Below are 21,908 nucleotides of genomic sequence, written 5' to 3' on the forward strand. Positions count from 1 at the left end.
TGGGTCAGGCCGTCGGGACCGAAGCCACGCCCGGAGCCAGGAACGGCTTGCCGTTCACCTTTTCCGAGATGCCCTCACGGTCCAGGAACGGCGTGATGCCGCCCAGCCAGAACGGCCAGCCGCCGCCGAGGATCATGCACAGGTCGATGTCCTGCGCCTCCGCGACCACACCCTCGTCGAGCATGATGCGGATCTCCTCGGCCAAGCCCTCCAGCGCCCGCGCGCGGACCTGGTCGGTGGTCAGCGGCGCGTCGCCGAACTCCCACAGGGCCTGGACCTCGGGGTCGACACTGGGCTTGCCGGAGGCGTCCCAGGTCCACACCGCGTTCTTGCCCGCCGCGACGAACTTCTTCATGTTGTCCGAGACGCCGAAGCGGTCCGGGAACGCGCGGTTCATCGTCTCGGCCACGTGCAGCGCCACCGGGGCGCCGACGAGCTGCAGCAGCACCAGCGGGCTCATCGGCAGGCCCAGCGGCTCCAGCGCGTTGTCCGCGACCTCGAACGGGGTGCCCTCGTCGATCGACTGGACCACCTCGCCCATGAAGCGGGTCAGCAGCCGGTTGACCACGAACGCCGGGGCGTCCTTGACCAGCACCGAGGACTTCCGCAGCGCCTTGCCCACCGCGAACGCCGTCGCCAGCGTGGCGTCGTCGGTGCGGTCGGCGCGGACGATCTCCAGCAGCGGCATGACCGCGACCGGGTTGAAGAAGTGGAAGCCGACGACCCGCTCCGGGTGCTTCAGCTTCGACGCCATGTCGGTGATCGACAGCGACGAGGTGTTCGTCGCCAGCACGCACTCCGCGCTGACGTGCTCCTCGACCTCGGCGAACACCGTCTGCTTGACGCCCAGTTCCTCGAAGACGGCCTCGATGACGAAGTCGGCGTCGGAGAACGCGGCCTTGTCCAGCGAACCGGACACCAGCGCCTTGAGCCGGTTCGCGCCGTCCGGGGAGACCCGGCCCTTCGCGGCCAGCTTGTCGATCTCGGTGTGGACGTAGCCCACGCCCTTGTCGACCCGCGCCTGGTCGATGTCGGTCAGCACGACCGGCACCTTGAGCTGGCGGGCGAACAGCAGCGCCATCTGGCTGGCCATGAGGCCCGCGCCGACGATGCCTACCTTGGTGACCGGACGCGCGAGCGACTTGTCCGGAGCGCCCGCGGGCTTCTTGGCCCGCTTCTGGACCAGGTTGAACGAGTACAGACCCGTGCGGAGCGTGTCCGTCATGAGCACGTCGGCCAGCGCCTCGGTCTCGGCCGCGTAGCCGCGGTCGAGGTCGTTCTCGCGGGCCAGCTCCAGCAGCTCGATCGCCTTGTTCGCGCCCGGGGACGCACCCTTGGTCTTGCCGTGGACGATCGTCTTCGCGCGCTCCACGGCCGCGTCCCACTCGGCGCCGCGGTCGATCTCGCGGCGGGTCGGGGTGATCTCGCCGTTGAGGACCTTCGACAGCCACAGCAGCGACTGCTCGAGGAAGTCAGCCGAGTCGAGCAGGGCGTCGGTGATGCCCAGCTCGAGTGCCTGCTTCGGCTTGAGCATGCGGTTCTGCGACAGCGCGTTCTCGAAGATCACCGTCACGGCCGCGTCCGGGCCGATCAGGTTCGGCAGCAGCTGCGTGCCGCCCCAGCCCGGGAACAGACCGAGGAAAACCTCGGGCAGCGCGATGGCCGCCGCACCCGAGGACAGGGTCCGGTAGTGGCACGACAGCGCCAACTCCAGGCCGCCGCCCATGACCGCGCCGTTGACGAAGGCGAAGGTCGGGATCTCGGACTCGGTGAACCGGCGGAACACGTCGTGCCCGGTCTGCGCGATGTCGAGCGCACGCTGACGCTCGGCGATCTGCTCCACACCGGACAGGTCCGCGCCCACGGCGAAGATGAACGGCTTGCCGGTGACCGCGATCGCGGCGGGCTCCGCGGCGACGGCGACGTCGAACGCGGCGTTCAGCGACACCAGGCTCTGCGGGCCGAACGTCGAGGGCCGGGTGTGGTCGTGGCCGTTGTCGATGGTGATGAAGGCGACCGGCTTGTCGACGCCGGGAACCTTGATCAGGCGGGTCACCGCGTGGGTGACGACCTCGTCGGGGAAGGCCTCGACGGCCTGTTCCTGAGTCAGCATCAGTTGCCACCACCGTTCCAGTGCGGGTTCTCCCAGATGACGGTGCCGCCCATGCCGATACCGATGCACATCGAGTTGATGCCGTAGCGCACCTCGGGGTGCTCGGCGAACTGGCGCGAGAGCTGGGTCATCAGCCGCACGCCGGAGGACGCGAGCGGGTGGCCGCACGCGATGGCGCCGCCCCACTTGTTGACCCGCGGGTCGTCTTGGTCGATGCCGAAGTGGTCGAGGAACGCGAGCACCTGCACCGCGAACGCCTCGTTCAGCTCGAACAGGCCGATGTCCTCAATGGACAGACCGGCGCGCTGGAGCGCCCGCTCCGTGGCCGGAACGGGTCCGACGCCCATGACCTCGGGCTCGACGCCGACGAACGAGTAGCCCACCAGGCGCATGCCGACGGGCAGACCCAGACCCTTGGCGGTCTCCTCCTCGGCGAGGATGCAGCCGGTGGCGCCGTCGTTGAGGCCCGCCGCGTTGCCCGCGGTGACGCGGCCGTGCGGACGGAACGGCGTCTTGAGAGCGGCAAGCTGCTCGAGCGTGGTGCCCGGGCGCGGCGGCTCGTCCTCGGTGGCCAGGCCCCAGCCCAGGGTGGCGCTCTTGGTCGCGACGGGGACCAACTCGGGGCCGATCTTGCCCGCCTTGACCGCGTCGGCGTACTTCTCCTGGCTGCGCGCGGCGAACTCGTCGCAGCGCTGCTTGGTGATCGCCGGGTAGCGGTCGTGCACGTTCTCCGCGGTCTGGCCCATGACCAGCGCGGTCGGGTCGACGATCTTGTCGGCGACGATGCGCGGGTTCGGGTCGACGCCCTCACCCATCGGGTGGCGGCCCATGTGCTCGACACCGCCCGCGATCACCACGTCGTAGGCGCCGAAGGCGATGCCGCTGGCGCTGGTGGTCACGGCGGTCATCGCGCCCGCGCACATGCGGTCGATGGCGTAGCCCGGAACCGACTTGGGCAGGCCCGCGAGCAGCGCGGCGGTGCGGCCGATGGTCAGGCCCTGGTCGCCGATCTGCGTGGTCGCCGCGATCGCGACCTCGTCCACCCGCTCCGGGGGCAGTTCTGGGTGCCTGCGCAGCAGTTCACGGATGACCTTCACGACGAGATCGTCGGCGCGGGTCTCCGCGTAGATGCCCTTCGGGCCGGCCTTGCCGAACGGCGTGCGTACACCGTCGACGAAGACCACGTTCCGAACGGCGCGCGCGGCTGCGGATGCAGCGGGTGCGGCCACGGGGGTGCTCCTTAGTCGAATATGGGCTACCGACTGGTAACAAGGGCTACTCTAGCCCCGGTTACCAGTGGGTAACATGTTGACGCGGCTATGGAGTGGGTCACAGGCCGACGAAGTCCGCCATGGCCGACGCCGAGAAGTCGAAGAAGTCGTCCGCCGGGTCCGCCGAGCCGACGAGCTGGCCGAACAACTCGAAGCTGATCACGCCGAACAGCTGTGTCCACGCCACCATTACCCGCGCCAGCGCGCCGGGCGGCAAGTCGATCGCGTTCATGCCGATGACCGAACTCAGCTGGCTGCGCAGGCCGTGGCCGACGCCGCTGTCGTCGACCTTCCCGGCTGTCGCGATCGCGGTGAGCAGGAGCGGGACCCGGGCCGCGGGGGCGACGGTGTCTTTGGGGGCCTGGTAGCCGGGAACAGGGGAGCCATAGATCAGCGCGTACTCGTGCCGGTGGGTGATGGCCCAGGCACGCACGGCCCGGCACACGGCGAGCCAGCGCTCGCGCGGCTCGGCTTCGGCGGCGCCCGCGGCGGTGGAGCGGCCGCCGCCCTCGTTCGCTTCGGGGCTGGAGCCTGCGCTGCCGGCTCCGCGGCTTGAGTCGGTGTTGCCCGCTTCGTGGGCTGCGGCGCGAACGGTTGCGTTCTTGCCCCGGCCCTTGCGGATTTCGCTGTCGGCGTGTTCCGCCGCCGCCCCCATCGCGTCGTACGCGTCGATGATCAGGGCGGTGAGCAGGTCGTCGCGGCTGGGGAAGTAGCGGTAGAGCGCGGAGGACGCCAGGCCGAGGCTGCGCGCGACAGCCCGCAGCGAGAGGCCATGCCCTCCGTCGGTGACAAGCTGCTTGCGCGCTTCGTCCTTGATCTCCTGTGCGACCTCGGCCCGGGCCCGGTCACGTGCGGTTCTGCCTGCGCTCATCGCCAAAATGTAGCACTGCTCTCGTTTGTGAGCAGTGCTCTCCATTGTGAGCACTGCTCTTGACTGTGAGCAGTGCTCTCGTGTTCACTGCTCACCACAGAGAGCACTGCTCACAAACGAGAGCACTGCTCTCGCAGTCAGGGGAGGAAGATCATGTCGGCTCGCTACCAGCGCCCGGGCGTGTTCACCAAGAGCGTCTTCAACCGCATCGTCGCGTTCCTGGTGCGGCGCGGCGTCAACGTCTGGGGCTCGCGCGTGCTGTCGGTGCGCGGCCGAAAGTCGGGGGAGATGCGCTCGACCCCGGTCAACCTGCTCGTGGTCGACGGAACGCACTACCTGGTCGCGCCCCGCGGCCACACCCAGTGGGTCCGCAACCTGCGCGCCGCGGGCGAGGGCGAACTACGCCTCGGCCGCCGCGTCCAGCGGTTCACCGCGACCGAGGTCCCCGACGACGCCAAACCCGATCTGCTGCGCGCCTACCTCAGGCGCTGGAAGTTCGAGGTAGGCATGTTCTTCGACGGCGTCGACGACAAGTCCCCGCAAGCCGACCTCCGCCGCATCGCCCCCGACCACCCGGCATTCAAGGTCGTCCTGGGCTGACCGGCGCCGGGCATCCATCTACGCCCCGGTCAGACCTCAGTCGGTGCTGGCAGTGGCGGGCTTCGCCCGCAAGGCGACCGCGAGCGCCTCAGCGGTCAGCCCGATCTGCCACTCGCGGGCCCCGCCCGTGCGCAGCGTCTCCGACACCGTGTCCAGGTCCGTCTCCGCCGGCGGCTGCCAGCACGTGCGCCGCACCAGGTCCGGCTGCAGCAGGTTCTCCATCGGCAGCCGGTTGGCCTCGGCGATCGCCGTCAGCGCCGTGCGGGCGGCCGAAAGCCGGGCCGCCGCCTCCGGGAACTTGTCCGCCCACCGGTTCGCAGGCGGCGGCCCATCGTTGGGCGGCGACGGGTCCGGCAGTTCCGACTTGGGCAGTTCGGCCGCCGCCCGCAGCGCGCGCATCCAGGTGCCCACCAGCCGCCGCTGGGCGCGGCCCTTGAACACCGGCAGCTGCAGCAGCGCCTGCTCGTCGGCCGGGTTGACCGACGCCGCCTGGATGATCGCGCTGTCCGGGAGTACCCGGCCCGGCGCGATGTCGCGGTCGCGGGCCATCGTGTCCCGCGCCTCCCACAGCGCGCGGATGCCCGCGAGGCCGCGGGCCGTCCGGACGCTGTGGATGCCCGACGTGCGCCGCCAGGGCTCTTTGCGGGGCGCCGGTGGCCCGGCGGTGCGCAGCGCCTCGAACTCCTCCAGGGCCCACTCCAGCTTGCCCTGGTTGCGCAGCTCCTCCTCGAGCGCGTCGCGCAGCGGCACGAGGAGCTCGACGTCGAGGGCGGCGTAGTTCAGCCAGTCCAGCGGCAGCGGCCTGCGTGACCAGTCGGCGGCGCCGTGGCCCTTCTCCAGGTGGTAGCCCAGCAGCAGCTCGACCAGGGTGCCCAGGGCGACCCGGTCGAACCCGGCGAGCCTGCCCGCGAGCTCGGTGTCGAACAGCTTGCGCGGCCGCAGGCCCAGCTCCGCCAGACACGGCAGGTCCTGGGAGGCGGCGTGCAGCACCCACTCGTCCGCGTCGAGCGCGTCGATCAGGGGATCGATCTCGTCGTTGATCGCGACCGGGTCGACGAGGCACGTGCCGGAACCCTCTCGGCGGATCTGCACGAGATAGGCGCGTTGGGAGTAGCGGTAGCCCGACGCTCGCTCGGTGTCGACGGCGATGGGGCCGGATCCGGCGGCTATGCGCTCGGCCGCGCGACGCAGGGCGTCGGGGTCGGCGACGACGTCGGGGGTGCCTTCTCGGGGTTCGGTGAGCAGCACCGGAGCCGGAGCAGCGGGGTCGATGGCTGCCGCGCCTGAGCTGGGTCCTGGTCCGGGGGTAGTCACGGCGAATGACCCTACGGCACGACGGAGCAAGATCGCGCTAGATCAGCAGCAGTCGTGTGGCTGGGCCATGCCCAGCCCAGCCACACGACCGCTGTTGTCTAGCGGATGACGCCCGCCCGCATGGCGAGAGCCACCATCTGGGCGCGGTCGCCCGTGCCCAACTTCCGGCCGATCCGCGAGAGGTGAGACTTCACCGTGAGCGCCGAAAGGTTCAGCGCCTCGCCGATCTCCTTGTTGGACTGCCCGTCAGCGACGAGCTGGAGCACCTCCACCTCGCGAGCCGAAAGCTCACGCGGGGTGTTGTCGGTGCCCGGGACCCTGGTTCCCGTGGCGAGGACCGGCGCGACACTCGGGTCGGCGTAGACGCCGCCTTCGAGCACCCGTCGAACCCCGTCGGTCACCACGACCGGCGAAGCGGACTTCAGCAGGTACGCCTGAGCGCCTGCTTGGAAGGCCGACCGCACCGCGTACGGGTCGTCGGAAGAAGCCAGCACGACGATCCGCGGCTAACCGTGGCTGCGGAGCTCCGTGACGAGCTCGATCCCGCTACCGTCAGGCAGCCCGAGGTCCAGAATCGCGAGATCGCACGGGCCAGTGGCCTGTGCTCGCGCTCTTGCCTCGGCCACCGTGGCGGCCTCGTGCACTGTTCCCGCGCCCATCTGCGTGAGCCGGGCGGCTATCGCCTCCCTCAACAGCGGGTGGTCGTCAACCACCAGCACTGAGAACAACTCTTCCCGCGGGTGCGGGACCATGTTGGCCGGCAATGAGCCGGCTGGCGTGGTTCGAACGGCCTGACCTAAGCCGACGGCAGCCACGTCACTACCTCCCTGGAGTCGGTCGTTGCCCCCCGACCGGCACTGGGACTTTCGACCAAACGGCCGCGCCGCCGTTGGACCGAAAGTGGTGTCGACGAAGGCAGCCTAGCCGCCCAAGCGGGTTAGCGGGACGATCAATCGGGTAAGTATCCGATCGGGTTGTGACTGAGGGACGTGAATGTCCCACGATTGGGTGACTCACCGAATGGTGACGTAACGGATGTACACGGTCACACGATTGAACGAGGTCAGGGGTAATGATGAGCCCTGGATCCGACCGCGCACGGCGGCTTCTCGCCAGTACGCCGATGGTCGATGGACACAATGATCTCCCGTGGGCGCTCCGGGAGAAATGGGGGCCCGACCCGCGCGCCGCGGTAGCGGGAACCGACCTCTCCGTCGAACAGCCCGATCTGCACACTGACCTGGTCAAACTGCGTCGCGGCGGCGTTGGCGCCCAGTTCTGGTCGGTCTACGTGCCCTGTCAGCTGACCGGCCACTCCGCCGTCACCGCCGTGCTCGAACAGATCGAGATCGTGCACGGCCTGGCCGCCCGCTTCCCCGCCGATCTGCGCCTCGCCTACACCGCTGACCAGGCCGAATCCGCCTTCGCGGACGGTCGGATCGCCTCGCTGCTGGGTGCTGAGGGCGGCCATTGCATCGCGGAATCCCTCGGTGCCCTGCGCGCGTTGCACCGGCTAGGGGTCCGCTATATGACCCTGACGCACAACGACAACACCCCGTGGGCGGACTCCGCCACCGACGAACCGCAGGTCGGGGGCCTGTCGGACTTCGGTCGCGAGGTCGTCGCCGAGATGAACCGGCTCGGCATGCTCGTCGACCTCTCCCATGTCGCCGCGACGACGATGCGCGACGCCCTCGACGTGAGCACGGCGCCGGTCATCTTCAGCCACTCGTCCTGCCGGACAATCACCGACCATCCCCGGAATGTGCCGGATGACGTGCTGAAACGTCTCCCCGACAACGGTGGCGTGCTGATGGTGACTTTCGTTCCGCGGTTCATTTCCCCGGCCATCGCCGAGTGGGACGACCGGCTGGCGGCGGCCATGGAGCAGGCGGGGGAGAAGCACGCCGACCTGGCCGCCCGGGAGCGGTTCTGCGAGACCTGGGATGGCCGCAACGACCAGCCGCAAGCCACATTGGCCGAGGTCGTGGCCCATTTCGAGCACGCAAGGGACGTTGCCGGCGTCGACCACATCGGCGTCGGTGGCGACTACGACGGCTGCCCGGAATTCCCGGCGGGCCTGGAGAACGTCGGTACGTATCCGGAGCTGTTCGCCGCATTGCTGGACGCCGGGTGGAGTGAGGACGACTGCGCGAAGGTTGCTGGGCGTAACGTCCTGCGCGCCTTGCGTTGGGCCGAACGGGTGGCGGCCGGACGCGAATAACTGGCAAAAGGTAAAAACTTCTTCGTCTTCGTGGCGGTATCGGCTCCGTCGTGGGCCCTCTGGACGTACCGACTCCACCAGACGTCCCCTCAAGTCGATCTGGCAACTGGTAAACCGTCAATTCTGTTGATGACGTGGTTAGCGTCACGCTGCCGCCACGTTTGCGGGTGACGGCGGATCTTGGGAGGAGACGGGCGTGAGCTCTTCAGCCAGACGTGTACCGACGTGGCGGGTGGTCGCCGCGGTAGGACTCAGCGGGGCGGTGGTCATCGGCCTGACCTCGACGACGGCGAGCGCGGAGGACAACGTCCTGCGCAGCGACTTCGCCGTCGCGCGGTCCTGCTTCGAGAAGCCCCTGCCTTCGGGCACCAGGGGCGCGGACCGACGCGAGGTGACCTCGACGGTCGACGGCCTCGTCCAGGCGCGGCTCAAGCCGCACGGCACCGGCAGCGGCGACTGGGATGTCGCCGTGTTCGACAAGGCGACCGGCGCGGTCGTGTCCGCCTCGGCCGCGCTGCGCAGCTCCGAGCTGGCTGAGAGCTTCGTGGCCAAGGGGCAGCAGCTGATCGTGCAGGCCTGCCGCTACGCGGGCACCTCGCGCCACGTCGCCCTCGGCGTCGACTTCCTCGCGCTCAACGCGCAGGGGGGCGCCACCCAGGCCGTCCAGCGCGCCGAGATCGTGCGCGTCGAGACCCCGAACAAGCAGCAGAAGGACCGGCTCTTCGCGCTCGGCCTCGACGTCACCGAGAAGGCCGACGCCACCGGCGTCGAGGTCGTCCTCGCCAACGACGCCGACCGGGAGACCCTGCGCTCCAGCGGCATGAAGTCGACCGTCGTGCAGGGCGACCTGACCGCGCGCTCGATCGCCAACGCCAAGACCGACAAGGAGTACGCGGCCAAGGTCGCGGGCTCGGTGCTGCCGTCGGGGCGGACGTCCTACCGGCGCCACTACGAGTACGACTTCGATATGAAGGAGCTGGCCCGCAAGAACCCGGGGCTGGTCAAGGCCTTCACGCTGCCCGAGCCCACCTGGGAGGGCCGCGACGTCGTCGGTGTCGAGATCGCCTCGAACGTGGAGAACATCCGCGACGGCAAGGCTGTCAACTTCACGATGGGCATCCACCACGCGCGTGAGTGGCCCGCGGGCGAACACGCCATGGAGTGGGCGATCGAGCTGGCCAAGGGCTACAAGGCGGGCGGTGAGCTGCGCACGCTGGTCGACAAGACCCGCAACATCGTGGTGCCGATCGTCAACCCCGACGGCTTCAACATCTCCCGTGAAGCGGAGCCCAAGGGCGACTTCAGCCGCTTCGACTACGAGATGAAGCGCAAGAACTGCAACGTCAACGACTCCCCGGAGGCGTTCCGCACCGGCGTCTGCAAGGCGAACCCGGCGGGCCGCCTGCGCGGCACCGACCCCAACCGCAACTACGCGGGCTTCTGGGGCGGCGCGGGCGCGTCGACGGCGTGGAGCAGCGACACCTTCCGCGGCTCGGGCCCGTTCTCGGAGCCGGAGACCCGCAACGTCCGCTCGATCGTCTCCAACCGCCAGGTGACCAACCTGATCACCCTGCACACCTACTCCAACCTGGTGCTGCGGGTGCCCGGCGTGGCCGACGTGCGGCCGCCGCTCGACGAGCCCGCCTACAAGGCGCTCGGCGACAAGATGGCCTCGCGCAACGGTTACACCAGCCAGCCGTCGTGGGCGCTCTATGACACCACCGGCTCCACCGAGGACTGGTCGTACTTCGCGACCGGCGGCTGGGGCTTCACCTTCGAGGTCGGCCCGAACGAGTTCCACGGGCCGTTCGCCGACGGCGTCGTCGCCGAGTACGCGGGCCTCTCACCGGCCGCGGGCGCGGGCAAGGGCGGCAACCGCCAGGCGTTCATCGACATGCTGGCCAACGCCGCCGACTCGACCACCCACGCGACGCTGACCGGTTCGGCGCCGACGGGCTACCAGCTGCAGGTGCGCAAGGCGTTCCAGACGCCGACCTCGCCGGTCGTGCAGCCGGACGGTTCGGTCAAGGAGCCCATCCAGGTGGCCGACGTGATCAAGTCCGACCTGCTCAGCACGGGCGGCCGATTCACCTGGGCGGTCAACCCGTCGACCCGGCCCTACGTCGCGGGCCGCTACGGCCGCGACCCGCAGGGGCCCGCCCAGGCCCCGATCGCGTTGGCGAACCCCGCGGGCATCCCCGCGGAGAACACCAACTTCCCGTCCGACATGACCGGTGAGAGCATCCCGTTCCGCATCGACGGCCCGCCCGCGGTGGACAACGGGAAGATGGAGGTCACCGTCGAGTGGGGCACCGCCGACACCGACTGGGACCTCTACATCTTCGACTCGGCGGGCAACATCGTCAGCTCGTCTGCCAGCGGTGGCACGCGGTCCGAGAAGGCGGTGCTCTTCGACCCGCCCGCGGGCGACTACACCGCGGTGATGGTCAACTACGAGCAGGGCGACCCGGCGACGCCGGACGACTGGTCGAACATGAACGTCAACTTCTTCTCGCCGCTGCCGACCACGTACGGCCCGAAGGAGCCCTACACGCTGACGTGCAGCGACCAGCGCGGCAGGCTCGTGGGCCTGGCGGAGGTCTACGCCGACCGCGGCCAGACCGTGGACGTCGGCGACGTCTGCACCCGCTCGGCGCTCGAGACGAAGGCACGCAAGAACTAGTCGGATGAACGACGGCGGCCGATGCTTCACGCATCGGCCGCCGTCGTTTGTCTTGTCTCCGCAGTTGATCGTGAATGGTCAGTGGGCTTGGCCCTGCCAGGGCTGCTGCGGCTGCTGCTGGGCGGGACCACCGAACTGCGGTGAACCGGGGAACTGCTGCTGACTTGGGCCATGCTGCTGACCTGGGGCCTGCAGATGGGCCGCCGTCGCCGGTTGCCCGTTGGCCGAACGCTGGAACGCGTGCACGCCGATCATGGCCGCGATAGCGAGCAGCGAGCAGGCAACAGCCGTGCTGATGGCGGTCGCCATCCGCTCGACCGTCGCGCTGTGATCGCCGGTCATCACACCGGCGAGGATGAGGCTGATTGCGGTACCCGCGGCACTGAGTGCCTCGACGATCAGGCAGGCGATACGCATGGCGGCGATCTTATGACCCGCCTGGGTCGGCGCTCGGTCGAACAGCGAACCCCGCAGTGCTGTGTCGCGCGATCAGGCGTGGCCGGGCCACTGCTGCGGCGGACCGGGGTGCTGCTGGGGCAGCGGGCCGGACTGCGGCGCCTGGCCGGGGTACTGCTGGGGCATGCCCGGCTGGGTCCGCGGCTCCGAGCCGCTGGTGCGGAAGGCGATCGCGCCGAGTGCGGCTCCCATCGTCATGAAGGCGCAGGCGAGGGACACGGCGATGGCCGCGGCGATCTCCACCGGCTTGGTGCTGTTCTCCCCGCCGAGGACGGCTGTGGTGATCACGCCCGCCATGGCGCCGAAGTAGGCCAGGATCGCCAAGATGATGCAAGTCATTCGCATGTCAGGCGACTCTAGAGGGTTGGTTGATCAGTCTCCGGTGCGCTGCCCGAACAGGGCGACACCGACCGGTGGGAGTCCCACGACGCTGGCCATGAGGTCGCAGAACGCCTCGCCGTGCGCGCGCAGTGCACCGGTTCGCGGGGTCCAGGACGCGCGAAGTTCGAGGTCATCGACCCGGGCCGGACCCGCGATGTCGCCGAAGCGGGCCGAGGAGGTGTCGGTGACGGTGCCGCCCAGCGCGGTGAACTCCGCGCCCGAGGCGGCCAGCGCGTCGGTCAGCCAGGACCAGCCGACGCTCGGCAGCAGCGGGTCGTCGGCCAGTTCGGCATCGAGCTCGGCGCGGACGTAGGCGACCACGCGCAGCACGCCCTCCCACGCCTCTTGGCCCTCCGGGTCGTGCAGGAGGATCAGTCGGCCGGTCGCCTGGACTTCCGCGGGGCCCACCGCCTCGGCGCTGATCGCGAACGCCCAGGGCGCCAGCCGTTGCGGCGGGCGGACCTCGGCGAGCTGCAGCTCCGGTCGAGGTCGCAGCGACTTCAGCGCCTCGACGGCCTGCCGGAAGAGTTCAGGCGCTGTCGACGTTCCGGTCACGACTGGTAACTGTAAGACCACCCGAGTCAGTGAGTTGGAACGGCGCGCCGAGTATTTGAAGCCTGATTGCGCCACAGTGAGTGTGACATTGGCCGATTCGCCTCCCGCTCGACCGACGCGAGTCCGCGTCGTGGGACCATGGCGGGGCGATGACTGACATCAACACCGCCGTGCAGTCCCCGGCGAAGTCCGCCCGTCGAAGCCTGCCCGAGTCGCCGTTCCTGGTGGCCGCCCGAGGTGGGCGGCCCGCACGGGTCCCGGTCTGGTTCATGCGCCAGGCGGGCCGTTCGCTGCCCGAGTACCGCGCGCTGCGGGCGGGCACCAAGATGCTGGCCGCCTGCTTCGACCCGGACCTGGTCTGCGAGATCACCATGCAGCCCGTGCGCAGGCACGGGGTCGACGCGGCGATCCTGTTCAGCGACATCGTGGTGCCCCTGGTCGCCGCCGGGGTCGACCTGGACATCGTCGCGGGCACCGGCCCGGTCGTGGCCTCGCCCATCCGCTCCGCCGAGGCCGTCGCGGCGCTGCCGACGCTCGACGCCGAGCAGGTCGAGCCGGTCGCCGAGGCCGTGCGGCTGCTGACGTCCGCGCTGGGCGACACCGCGCTGATCGGGTTCGCCGGGGCGCCGTTCACCCTGGCGTCGTACCTGGTGGAGGGCGGCCCGAGCCGCAACCACGAGCGCACCAAGGCGCTGATGTACGCCGACCCGACGACGTGGCACGCGCTGCTCGACCGGCTGGCCGACATCGCCCTGACGTTCCTGCGCGCGCAACTCGCCGCAGGCGTCGACGCGGTGCAGCTGTTCGACTCGTGGGCGGGAGCGCTGTCGCTCAAGGACTACCGCGAGTTCGTCCTGCCGCACTCGTCGAAGGTGCTGGCGGGCCTCGCCGACGCGGGCGTGCCCCGCATCCATTTCGGTGTCGGCACCGGCCACCTCCTCGGCGCCATGCGCGAGGCGGGCGCCGACGTGGTCGGCGTCGACTGGCGCACGCCGCTGGACACGGCGGTCTCGCGGCTCGCCGCCGTGCCGGGCTTCGAGTCCGGCCCGGTCGTGCAGGGCAACCTCGACCCGGCAGCTCTGTTCGCCGGCGACGAGGTCGTCCGGCGCGAGGTCGCCCGGATCATCTCGGAGGGCCGGGCGGCGCAGGGGCATGTGTTCAACCTGGGGCACGGGGTGCTGCCGGAGACCGACCCGGATGTGCTGACCAAGGTTGTCGACCTGGTGCACGGCTCCACCCGGTGAGCGCCGTGCGGGTGGCGGTGATCGGCGGCGGCATCGCCGGCCTGGCCGCCGCGCACCGGCTGCGGGTCCTGCTGGGACCGGACGCGGTGATCACGGTCATCGAACAGTCCGACCGCCTCGGCGGCAAGCTGCGCACCATCGACTTCGCCGGCATCCGCTACGACGTGGGTGCGGAGGCCTTCCTGGCCCGGCGTCCCGAAGCGACCGCGCTGATCGCTGAGCTGGGGTTGGAGGTCACCCATCCCAGCGGTGCCCGGTCGACGGTGCGGGCGGGCGGGGTGACCCGGATGATCCCGGGCGGGACGATGCTGGGCATCCCCGCCGACGCCGCCGCGGTGGCGGAGGTGCTGTCGGATGAGGGCCGCGACCGGGTGGCCGCGGAGCGGACGCTGGCTCCGATCCGACTGGAGGGTTCGGACATCGGGTTGGGCGCCCTGTTGCGCTCCCGGTATGGCGACGAACTGCCGGACCGGCTCATCGACCCGCTGCTGGGTGGGGTGTACGCGGGAAGCATCGACAACCTCGGCCTGCGCGCGACGATGCCGCAGATCGCCGCCGCCCTCGACGCGGGCGCGACCTCACTGACGGCGGCCGCCAGAACAGTGCTCACCCCGGCGAGCAGTGCTCCGGTTTCGGATCAGGTGCTCTCTTCAGAGAGCAGTGCTCTCGGTTCAGAGCAGGCGTCCGGTTCGGGGAACGGCCTACGCGGTTCTGGAGCGGCGCTCTCGTCTGGGGGCAGTGCTCCAGTCTTTGGCACCTTGGCCACCGGCCTCGGCACCCTGGTCGACCGGCTGGCGCGCGATGTCGACGTTCGACTCGGGGTGCCGGTCCGTGAACTGACCAAGCGACCGCACGGGTGGCGGCTGGTCCTCGGCGCCGCCGCGCCAGGGCATGAGCCGCGTGAGTCGGTGCTGGATGTGGACGCGGTCGTGGTCGCCGTGTCCCCGCCCGCCGCGCGCAAGCTGCTGGACCGTGTGGTGCCCGTTGCGTCGGTGGCGTACTCGCGGATCGAGGTGGCGTCGGTCGGGGTGGTCGCGTTGGCCCTGCCCTCCGGCGCCGAGCTGCCCGGCACGTCCGGCATCCTCGTCGGCGCCAGGGAACGGCGGTCCGACGGGGCTCCGTTCGCGGTCAAGGCCTTCACCTACTCCGCCACCAAGTGGTCCCACCTCGACGCTGTCGTCGTCCGCGGCTCCGTGGGCCGCTTCGGTGACCCGGGTGCTCTGCGCGCCGATGACGAGGAGTTGGTCCGGCTGGTTCGCGCCGACCTGTTCGACCTCACCGGCGTCACCGCCCCACCCATCGACGCCGTGGTCACGCGCTGGGGCGGTGGCCTCCCGCAGTACGGCGTGGGCCACACCGCACTGGTCGCCCGCATCGAGGAGGCCGTGGCCGCCCACCCCGGCCTGGCGGTGGCCGGAGCCGCGCTGCACGGCGTCGGGATCCCGGCGTGCATCGGGACCGGGGAGGCCGCGGCCCGACGTGTCGCTGCCCACCTGCACACGCTCACCCGCGAATGAGACGATGAACCCATGGCCCGCCTGAACTACGCCGAGCTCAACGACACCATCCGCTACACCATGTGGTCGGTGTTCCGCATCGAACCCGGTCGCCTCCCCGACGACCGCGGACTCGCAGGCTCGGAGGTGACGGACTACCTCGACAGCCTGGAAAGCAAGGGCGTCGTCGTCCGCGGCGTCTATGACGTCGCCGGGTTGCGGGCCGACGCCGACTACATGATCTGGTGGCACGCCGAAGAGGTCGAGCAGGTGCAGGCCGCGTACACCGGTTTCCGCCGCACCGCCCTCGGCAAGGCCTCCACCCCGGTCTGGAGCCAGGTCGCCCTGCACCGCCCCGCGGAGTTCAACCGCAGCCACATCCCCGCGTTCCTCGCGGGCGAGGAAGCACGCAAGTACATCTGCGTGTACCCGTTCGTCCGCTCCTACGAGTGGTATCTGCTGCCCGAGGAAGACCGCCGCAAGATGCTTGCCGACCACGGCAAGGAAGCCCGCGACTACCCGGACGTGCGCGCCAACACCGTCTCGTCGTTCGCCCTCGGCGACTACGAGTGGATGCTCGCCTTCGAGGCCGACGAACTGCACCGCATCGTCGACCTCATGCGCCACCTGCGCGGCACCGAGGCCCGCCTGCACGTGCGTGAGGAAATCCCGTTCTACACTGGCACCCGCGTGCCCCCAGCCGAACTCGTCGCGAACCTGCCCTGACCGTCGGCCCTGCCAGGCGGCAGCCGGCCAAGACATGAACGAACGTGCCCTGTCCGGCAGGGCATGCGGGACGACCCTGACCGGGCAGGTCTCGCCCGGCAATTTCCGGGTCGCGCACGAGTGGGTGCCGGGATGTGCCTGACTCGTGTCGAGGCGGCAGAGGTTGCGGGAGCGGGAGGGTCATGACCGAGCGCGTGTTGCCCGGGCCGTTTCGGGTCGCCCATGCCGCCGCCCGCTGTGTGGAGCGGGTGACGGAAGCGGCGGCCGAACTGTTGCGGGAGCGGGGAACCGACCCTGGTCCGGTGTCGGTCGACGTCAGACATGCGGCCGCTGCGTTCCGTAGTGAGCGGCATGTGTTCGTCGACGGTCGTTCGCCCGGGGACACCTGGGCCCCGCTGTCCGGCGATTACCGGGCCGCCGACGGCTGGGTGAAGCTGCATTGCAACTACCCCCACCACGAAGCCGCCGTCCGCGCGGTCCTCGGGGACGACGTCGCGGCCGAGGTGGCGCGCAGGCGGGCCCACGACGTGGTGGAGGCGGTGCTCGCCGCGGGTGGGGCGGCCGCGATGCTGCGTGGGCGCGACGAGTGGCGGGAGCACCCGCAAGGCAAAGCCGTCGCCGCTGAGCCGTTGGTCTCGGTCGAGCGGATCGCCGACGCGCCCGCCCGGCCGCTGTCACGCGCTGACCGACCCCTCGCCGGTGTCCGCGTCCTCGACCTGACCCACGTCATCGCGGGCCCCGTCTGCGGCCGCACCCTCGCCGCCCACGGCGCCGATGTCCTGCATGTCGGCGCCGCGCACCTGCCGACCGTGCGCCCTTTGGTGATCGACACCGGCTTCGGCAAACGCACCTGCCACCTCGACCTCCGCGCCGACGAACACCGCGCGACCCTGCGGGAACTCCTCGCCGACGCCGACGTCATGGTGCAGTCGTTCCGCCCGGACGCCTTCGCGGCCAAGGGGTTCGGTCCGAAAGACCTGCCGCCGGGCGTGGTCCTGGTCAGCCTGTCCGCGTATGGCCACAGTGGACCGTGGCGGACCCGACGCGGCTTCGACAGCCTCGTCCAGCTCGCCACGGGCATCGCAAGGGAATCCGACGGGAAGCTGGTTTCCTTGCCCGCGCAAGCGCTTGACCACGGGACCGGCTGGCTCGCGGCCTACGGCGTCCTCGACGCCCTAAAAAGGCGGTCAGTCGAAGGCGGTACCTGGCACGTCCGGGTTTCCTTGGCCCGCACCGCGTCGTGGCTCGACGAACTCGGTCGGGTGGACTCCGTTGAGGAAACCGGTTTCACCGAACCCTATCTGTCTGAAATGGACAGTGACTTCGGGATCATCCGGCATGTCCGATTTCCCGGCACGATGCCGGGGTCGCCCCCGGGGTACGGTCACGGACCCCGTACACCCGGCGGCGACCCCGCATCCTGGTGGTAGATCTATTTCACCTTGTACGCCCGGATGATCGTCTGCTCGACCGTCCCGCCCCGCCCGTCCTCCGCCTTGGCGCGCAGAGACACGGACTTCGCCTCAGCCGGGTGAAAGAGCAGCGCGGCGTTGTTGGCGACAGTCGCCCGCCGCCACGTCTTCCCCTCGTCGTAGGACACTTCGACGCCGAGTTTGCGTGGTGTGACAGTCGATCCGTCTTCGAGCTGCATGCTCACCGGCAGCAGGAACGGCCCGCCCGCGCGGGCGCTGTTGCTCTCATCCAACGTGCCGTGGAACCGCAGCACCGACAGCGGGATGGACTTGTCCCCGGACGCGGAGGTGAACGTCCATGCCGCGGACACCTTGGTGCTCACGTCGAACAGTTCGCCCCGCACCCCTTCCGTGGTGAGTCGGTACGCCCCCGCCGCGGCGGGCACCGGGAACAGTCCGTAGCCTGCGTCCGGACTCTCCCCGATCTTGACGCCGTCGCGGTAGAGGGTCGTGTTGCCGGAGGTCACGGTGGTGAATCCGGCGTTGCCCGCGCCGTCGCCGAACAGCCCGATGTTGAACCCGATCTCGTCGCCGAACCGCTCCGCCCAGGGGTACGTCGACCGCGGCAGCGCTGGGCCGAAGATCGCCCCGGCCATCCGCTCCTGGTAGGTCCGACCAGCGCGCAGTTGCTTTGGCGGCGAACGGAACGCGCCCTGGATCGCAGGCGGCTCGCCGATCATCACCTCGGATTCCCACTCCGTGTTCTCGGTGGAGAAGTGCTCGGTGAGACCGCCCGGCAGCGTGATCTCGCGCCCGATCGCCCAGCCGCCTCCCCGCCCGTCCGAACTGCGGGGGAACGTCACCCGAATACCGTTCGCGGCCTTGGCGGTCGGCTGACCGAGCGTGGTGCGCACGGTCGCCACGTCGGCGGGCCGGTATATCTTCTCCAGCCCGGTCGGAACCGACTTCGGCTGGAAATGGGCCAGGCCGTAGAAGTCCTTGCCCGCCAGCCACGACGTGCTCAGCGTCCAGAGGAACTGGTCCGCGGGCAGTTCCGCCCCGACATGGGCGGTGTAGATCTGCTCCGCCGAGTCCGCGAGCGTGGACATGCTGATCCACCCGTTCGCCGTGGTGAGCTCGTAACCCGCGGAGGCGAGGACCGAGACCGCCGCCGGGTCCGGCGCGACGACCTTGAGCTGCTTGGTGATCCGGGCGTCGACCACGATTTCCGTGTCCTTGGTCAGCGTGAATCCCGGATCGGTGAGCACGTGCGAAGCCTGCTTGTAGCTGAACAACGTGTCGACCAGGTACCGGCCCTTCGGCATCCGCCGGGTGATCACACCGTCCGGACTGTGCGTAAAGGACAGCTGACCCGAGTCAAGCCCGAAGAGCAGCGTGTACGCGTCCGGCGACGGTTTGCCGTCGAGACCGAGGAAGGTCGCCTTGAGCTGGTAGCTCTCGACCTCGCGGTCCACCCCGACCGTCGTGCGCGCCGCCGTTTCGCCGGACGTCGCGACCACCGCGCCGGAGTAGGCGCCGTCGACCGAGCCGAGGCGCGTGTCCGACGTGACGCCGACCGTCGCCGTGCCGCCCGCGGGTACCTCGACCCGGTCGCGCGACAACGTGATCATCCCGGCGGGAGCGGGCTTCCCATCGGGACCGACGACGTCTGCGCTCAGGTCCAGGGTCACCGCCGCGGTGCCCCCATTGCGGTACGTGATCTCCTTCGACACCGGCTGGTCGTCGTCATGCGGCCACTGCGGCACGCCGAAACTGACCGACGTCGGCTCGCTGGTCACGTTCTGCGCCAACGACTTCGGCACGTCGATCCGGCCGGAGCCCTGCGCGTACGCGGCCTCCCCGGGCGTCGGCTTGGCCGACGCGGTCAGCGCCGCCTTGAGCTGCCCGCCCGTCCACTGTGGATTCTTCTGGGCCAGCAGCGCGGCCGCGCCCGCGACGTGCGGGGTGGCCATCGAGGTGCCCGACATCGACACGTAGCCCGGCTCCACGGGAGTCCCGCTGGAACCCTCCTTCGCCTGCGCGGCAACGATCTGCGAGCCGGGCGCGGTCACGTCCGGCTTGATGCCCCCGTCGCCCACCCGCGGGCCGCGGCTGGAGAAGAACGAGAGCGTGTCGTCGCGCTCGACCGAGCCGACCGTCAGCGCCGCGTCCGCGCTGCCCGGCGAGCCCACCGTACCCGTCGACGGGCCGGAGTTGCCCGCCGCGATGACGAACAGGGTGCCGCGTTCGGCCGTGAGCCGGTTGACCGCCGCTTCCAGCGGGTCCACCTCGGCCGTGTCCTCCCCGCCGAGGCTCAGGTTGACGATGTCGGCTCCCTGCTCGGCGGCCCACTCCATGCCCGCGATGATCCACGACTCCTGGCCCCAGCCCTGGTCGGAGAGCACCTTGCCGTCGAGCAGCTTCGCGCCGTGCGCCACGCCCTTGTACTTCGCACCGCCGCCCGCGATCGTCGATCCGACGTGCGTGCCGTGGCCGACCCGGTCCACCGCGTCGGCGGAGTCGGTGAAGTTGTGTTCCCCGACTTCGCGGCCGGCGAGGTCGGGGTGGGTCTGGTCGACCCCGGTGTCGAGGACCGCGACGGTGACACCGTCTCCGGTCAGGCCCGCCTGCCACGCCGCCGGCGTGCCGATCTGCGCCGTGCTGCGGTCGAGGTTGGCCTTGTGCCGGGCGTCGAGCCACACCTTGCCCGGGCCCGCCGCCAGCGCCCGCCAGGACTCGCCCAGCGACGACTTCTCGGCGGCTACCGCGCGTGCTTCCGCTGAGGGCAGCTCACGCACGGTCCGCACGCCCGCCGAGCGTGGCGTGGGGCCGGTGAGGATCAGCGGCAGGTCGCCCCGGCCGTCGCCGTAGCCCGCGTCGAGCAGGCCGGTCACGTCGAACAGCCGCGGGTCGAGCTTGCCCGAGGCGACCAACGGCAACGCGTCGGCCGGGATGACGTTGAGCCGCCCGCCCACGGTGTACGTGCGGAACGCGACCCGTTCGCGGCCCTTTCCGGGCAGCACGGCGGGTTTTCCCGCCGAGAGCAGCACCCGGTCGCCGGTGATCAAGGTGACCGCCCGAGCGTCGTTCGACGGCGGCTTCGATGGCTCCGCCGTGGCCGCGGTCGAGCCCGCGGCCACCAATCCGATCGCCATAACGAGAGAAATTGTCCGTTTCATCTGTCGCACCAGCCCCCACCGGTCAGGAAATGACAACGCACAAGGGCCGACGACAGGTGACGTGCAATTCCCCCAGAAATCAAGCCCCAGTAATTCCAAGTTAATGAGTTTCGGCGGCCCGCGCATCGCCCGATTGGGTGGCCCGGGTGGTGCCGACAGGGTCGACACCACCCGGTGTGCCCGGCCACCGGCTCGCGAGAGGCCCGCGAGAGCCGTTGCCCCGGCCGGGAACTCAGGTGCGACGCCACCACCGGCGTTTGGGTTCCCTCACGTGGCCACCGGCGATGAGCCACGCGGTGAACGCCGCCGCGTCCTCCCGGGCACGGGACCCCACGGTGCGCGGGTGGGCGCGCGCGTACTCGTCGAAAAGGGGACGGTAGCGCTCCTCCAGATCGCCCGCGACCTCGGGCGCGAGTTGGGCGACAACCCGCCTGCGCTTGGCCAGCAAGGCATCGGCCTCCACCCGCAGGGCGTGCTCGTCGAACCCCGCGGGGGCCGGTCCGTCGGCCAGCAGCGCCCGCAGCAGCGCGGCCTGCTCCGCGGCGAGTCGCTCGCGCGCCCCGCTCACGCCGTGGCCGCGAGAACGCCGCGGATGGCGTCGAGTTCGGCCAGCAGCGCGGAATCCGTCGGGTACAGGTCGTCGCGTTCCAACAGGATACCCGGCGGCCGGACCCGGGAACACAGCTCCCGCAACACATCAAGCACCCCGGACGGCACCGGGTGGGCGTGTGTGTCGTGGTAGACGCCGTCGCGTTCGATCCCGCCCGCCACGTGCACGTAGGCGATCCGGTCGAGCGGCAGCCCGTCGAGCAGGTCGGCTGGGTCCTGCCCCAGATTCCGGCCGTTGGCCCACATGTTGGCCACATCGACCAGCAGCAGACACCCGGTCCGTTCGACCAGCTCGGTGAGGAACTGCGCCTCGGTCAGTTCCTCGTCGGGCCACCGCAGCAGGGCCGCGATGTTCTCCAGCGCGAGCGGCACCCCCAGCGCCGCTTGTGCGGTCTTCACGTTCGCGGTCAACACATCGAGGGCGTCGCGGGTGCGCGGCACCGGCATGAGGTGCCCCGAGTCGAGCCCGCCCGCCCGGACGAAACAGACGTGGTCGCTGGCCATCGGCGCGCCGAGCGCGTCGGTCACCGCGGCGAGGTGGTCGATCCGGGCTCCGTCGACCGGATCGGCCCCGCCGAGTGAGAGTGAGACGGCGTGGGGGAGCACGGGGATGCCCCGGTCCAGCAGGACCCGCAGCGACTCCGGGAGGTGGTCGTGGTGGATGTTCTCCGCCACGACCTCCACGAAGTCGATTCCCGGCATCCGCTCCACGGTCAGGTCGATCTCCGACCGCCAGCCGATGCCCACCCCGAGCTCACCCACGCCGATCACCCT

17 protein-coding genes and 1 pseudogene are annotated in these 21,908 nt (G+C 70.3%); 7 read left to right on the forward strand and 11 right to left on the reverse strand.

Going from position 1 to position 21,908, the window contains the following annotated elements; translation table 11 throughout:
• Positions 1-4: 4 nt before the first annotated feature.
• The 3 genes from ACUZ2Y_RS28955 to ACUZ2Y_RS28965 all read right to left on the reverse strand — a co-directional run bounded on the left by ACUZ2Y_RS28955 (position 5) and on the right by ACUZ2Y_RS28965 (position 4,255).
• Positions 5-2,113, reverse strand: coding sequence for a 3-hydroxyacyl-CoA dehydrogenase NAD-binding domain-containing protein (locus tag ACUZ2Y_RS28955; RefSeq protein WP_476324818.1), 2,109 nt, complete (start codon positions 2,111-2,113; stop codon positions 5-7).
• Entirely contained in the window at positions 2,113-3,342 is a 1,230-nt protein-coding gene (locus tag ACUZ2Y_RS28960; RefSeq protein ID WP_476324820.1) for a thiolase family protein, read from the reverse strand. The genes ACUZ2Y_RS28955 and ACUZ2Y_RS28960 overlap by 1 nt, the downstream gene beginning before the upstream one ends.
• A 100-nt stretch (positions 3,343-3,442) precedes the next feature.
• Positions 3,443-4,255: a TetR/AcrR family transcriptional regulator gene (locus ACUZ2Y_RS28965; protein ID WP_476324822.1), complete on the reverse strand. Its 813-nt coding sequence runs from the start codon at positions 4,253-4,255 to the stop codon at positions 3,443-3,445.
• Between the two features lie 153 nt (positions 4,256-4,408).
• On the opposite strand from ACUZ2Y_RS28965, the gene ACUZ2Y_RS28970 reads away from it, so the two are divergent.
• On the forward strand, positions 4,409-4,855 hold the full coding sequence (locus ACUZ2Y_RS28970; RefSeq protein ID WP_476324824.1) for a nitroreductase family deazaflavin-dependent oxidoreductase: 447 nt from the start codon (positions 4,409-4,411) through the stop codon (positions 4,853-4,855).
• Between the two features lie 36 nt (positions 4,856-4,891).
• Here the strand turns inward: ACUZ2Y_RS28970 and ACUZ2Y_RS28975 are convergent, their stop codons facing one another.
• Both ACUZ2Y_RS28975 and ACUZ2Y_RS28980 read right to left on the reverse strand, forming a co-directional pair.
• A complete protein-coding gene (locus tag ACUZ2Y_RS28975) occupies positions 4,892-6,127 on the reverse strand; it encodes a ribonuclease D (protein ID WP_476332128.1) in 1,236 nt (411 codons plus the stop codon).
• 140 nt (positions 6,128-6,267) lie between these two features.
• Positions 6,268-6,984: pseudogene (locus tag ACUZ2Y_RS28980) on the reverse strand (response regulator).
• A gap of 257 nt (positions 6,985-7,241) precedes the next feature.
• On the opposite strand from ACUZ2Y_RS28980, the gene ACUZ2Y_RS28985 reads away from it, so the two are divergent.
• Entirely contained in the window at positions 7,242-8,393 is a 1,152-nt protein-coding gene (locus ACUZ2Y_RS28985; RefSeq protein ID WP_476324826.1) for a dipeptidase, read from the forward strand.
• Positions 8,394-8,589: 196 nt separating this feature from the next.
• A complete protein-coding gene (locus ACUZ2Y_RS28990; RefSeq protein ID WP_476324828.1) occupies positions 8,590-11,076 on the forward strand; it encodes a M14 family zinc carboxypeptidase in 2,487 nt (828 codons plus the stop codon).
• A 78-nt stretch (positions 11,077-11,154) separates the two neighbouring features.
• Here the strand turns inward: ACUZ2Y_RS28990 and ACUZ2Y_RS28995 are convergent, their stop codons facing one another.
• The 3 genes from ACUZ2Y_RS28995 to ACUZ2Y_RS29005 all read right to left on the reverse strand — a co-directional run bounded on the left by ACUZ2Y_RS28995 (position 11,155) and on the right by ACUZ2Y_RS29005 (position 12,468).
• A complete protein-coding gene (locus ACUZ2Y_RS28995; protein ID WP_476324830.1) occupies positions 11,155-11,493 on the reverse strand; it encodes a hypothetical protein in 339 nt (112 codons plus the stop codon).
• Between the two features lie 72 nt (positions 11,494-11,565).
• A complete protein-coding gene (locus ACUZ2Y_RS29000) occupies positions 11,566-11,877 on the reverse strand; it encodes a hypothetical protein (RefSeq protein WP_476324831.1) in 312 nt (103 codons plus the stop codon).
• A gap of 27 nt (positions 11,878-11,904) precedes the next feature.
• The gene (locus ACUZ2Y_RS29005) at positions 11,905-12,468 is read right to left on the reverse strand and encodes a DUF3000 domain-containing protein (protein ID WP_476324833.1); all 564 of its coding nucleotides are present in this window, start codon (positions 12,466-12,468) and stop codon (positions 11,905-11,907) included.
• 149 nt (positions 12,469-12,617) lie between these two features.
• Here ACUZ2Y_RS29005 and hemE point away from each other — a divergent pair, with 149 nt between their 5' ends.
• From hemE to ACUZ2Y_RS29025, 4 genes are all read left to right on the forward strand, one after another.
• A complete protein-coding gene (gene hemE / locus ACUZ2Y_RS29010; protein ID WP_476324835.1) occupies positions 12,618-13,712 on the forward strand; it encodes a uroporphyrinogen decarboxylase in 1,095 nt (364 codons plus the stop codon).
• The gene (hemG, locus tag ACUZ2Y_RS29015; protein WP_476324837.1) at positions 13,709-15,229 is read left to right on the forward strand and encodes a protoporphyrinogen oxidase; all 1,521 of its coding nucleotides are present in this window, start codon (positions 13,709-13,711) and stop codon (positions 15,227-15,229) included. Before hemE ends, hemG begins: the two co-directional genes overlap by 4 nt.
• Positions 15,230-15,241: 12 nt before the next feature.
• Complete coding sequence (gene hemQ, locus ACUZ2Y_RS29020; protein WP_476324839.1) at positions 15,242-15,934, forward strand: hydrogen peroxide-dependent heme synthase; 693 nt, start codon at positions 15,242-15,244, stop codon at positions 15,932-15,934.
• A 182-nt stretch (positions 15,935-16,116) separates the two neighbouring features.
• Positions 16,117-17,364 carry a CoA transferase gene (locus ACUZ2Y_RS29025; protein ID WP_476324841.1) on the forward strand — a complete coding sequence of 416 codons (1,248 nt, stop codon included), beginning with the start codon at positions 16,117-16,119 and terminating at the stop codon, positions 17,362-17,364.
• Positions 17,365-17,366: 2 nt separating this feature from the next.
• On the opposite strand, the gene ACUZ2Y_RS29030 is transcribed toward ACUZ2Y_RS29025, so the two are convergent.
• The 3 genes from ACUZ2Y_RS29030 to ACUZ2Y_RS29040 form a co-directional block, all read right to left on the reverse strand.
• Positions 17,367-20,501 carry a S8 family peptidase gene (locus ACUZ2Y_RS29030; protein ID WP_476324843.1) on the reverse strand — a complete coding sequence of 1,045 codons (3,135 nt, stop codon included), beginning with the start codon at positions 20,499-20,501 and terminating at the stop codon, positions 17,367-17,369.
• Positions 20,502-20,757: 256 nt separating this feature from the next.
• Positions 20,758-21,093: an SCO6045 C-terminal-like domain-containing protein gene (locus ACUZ2Y_RS29035; RefSeq protein WP_476324845.1), complete on the reverse strand. Its 336-nt coding sequence runs from the start codon at positions 21,091-21,093 to the stop codon at positions 20,758-20,760.
• The gene (locus tag ACUZ2Y_RS29040) at positions 21,090-21,896 is read right to left on the reverse strand and encodes an MbnB/TglH/ChrH family RiPP precursor modification enzyme (protein ID WP_476324847.1); all 807 of its coding nucleotides are present in this window, start codon (positions 21,894-21,896) and stop codon (positions 21,090-21,092) included. The genes ACUZ2Y_RS29035 and ACUZ2Y_RS29040 overlap by 4 nt, the downstream gene beginning before the upstream one ends.
• Positions 21,897-21,908 lie beyond the last annotated feature (12 nt).

The sequence above is a fragment of the Actinokineospora sp. UV203 genome (assembly GCF_056323665.1).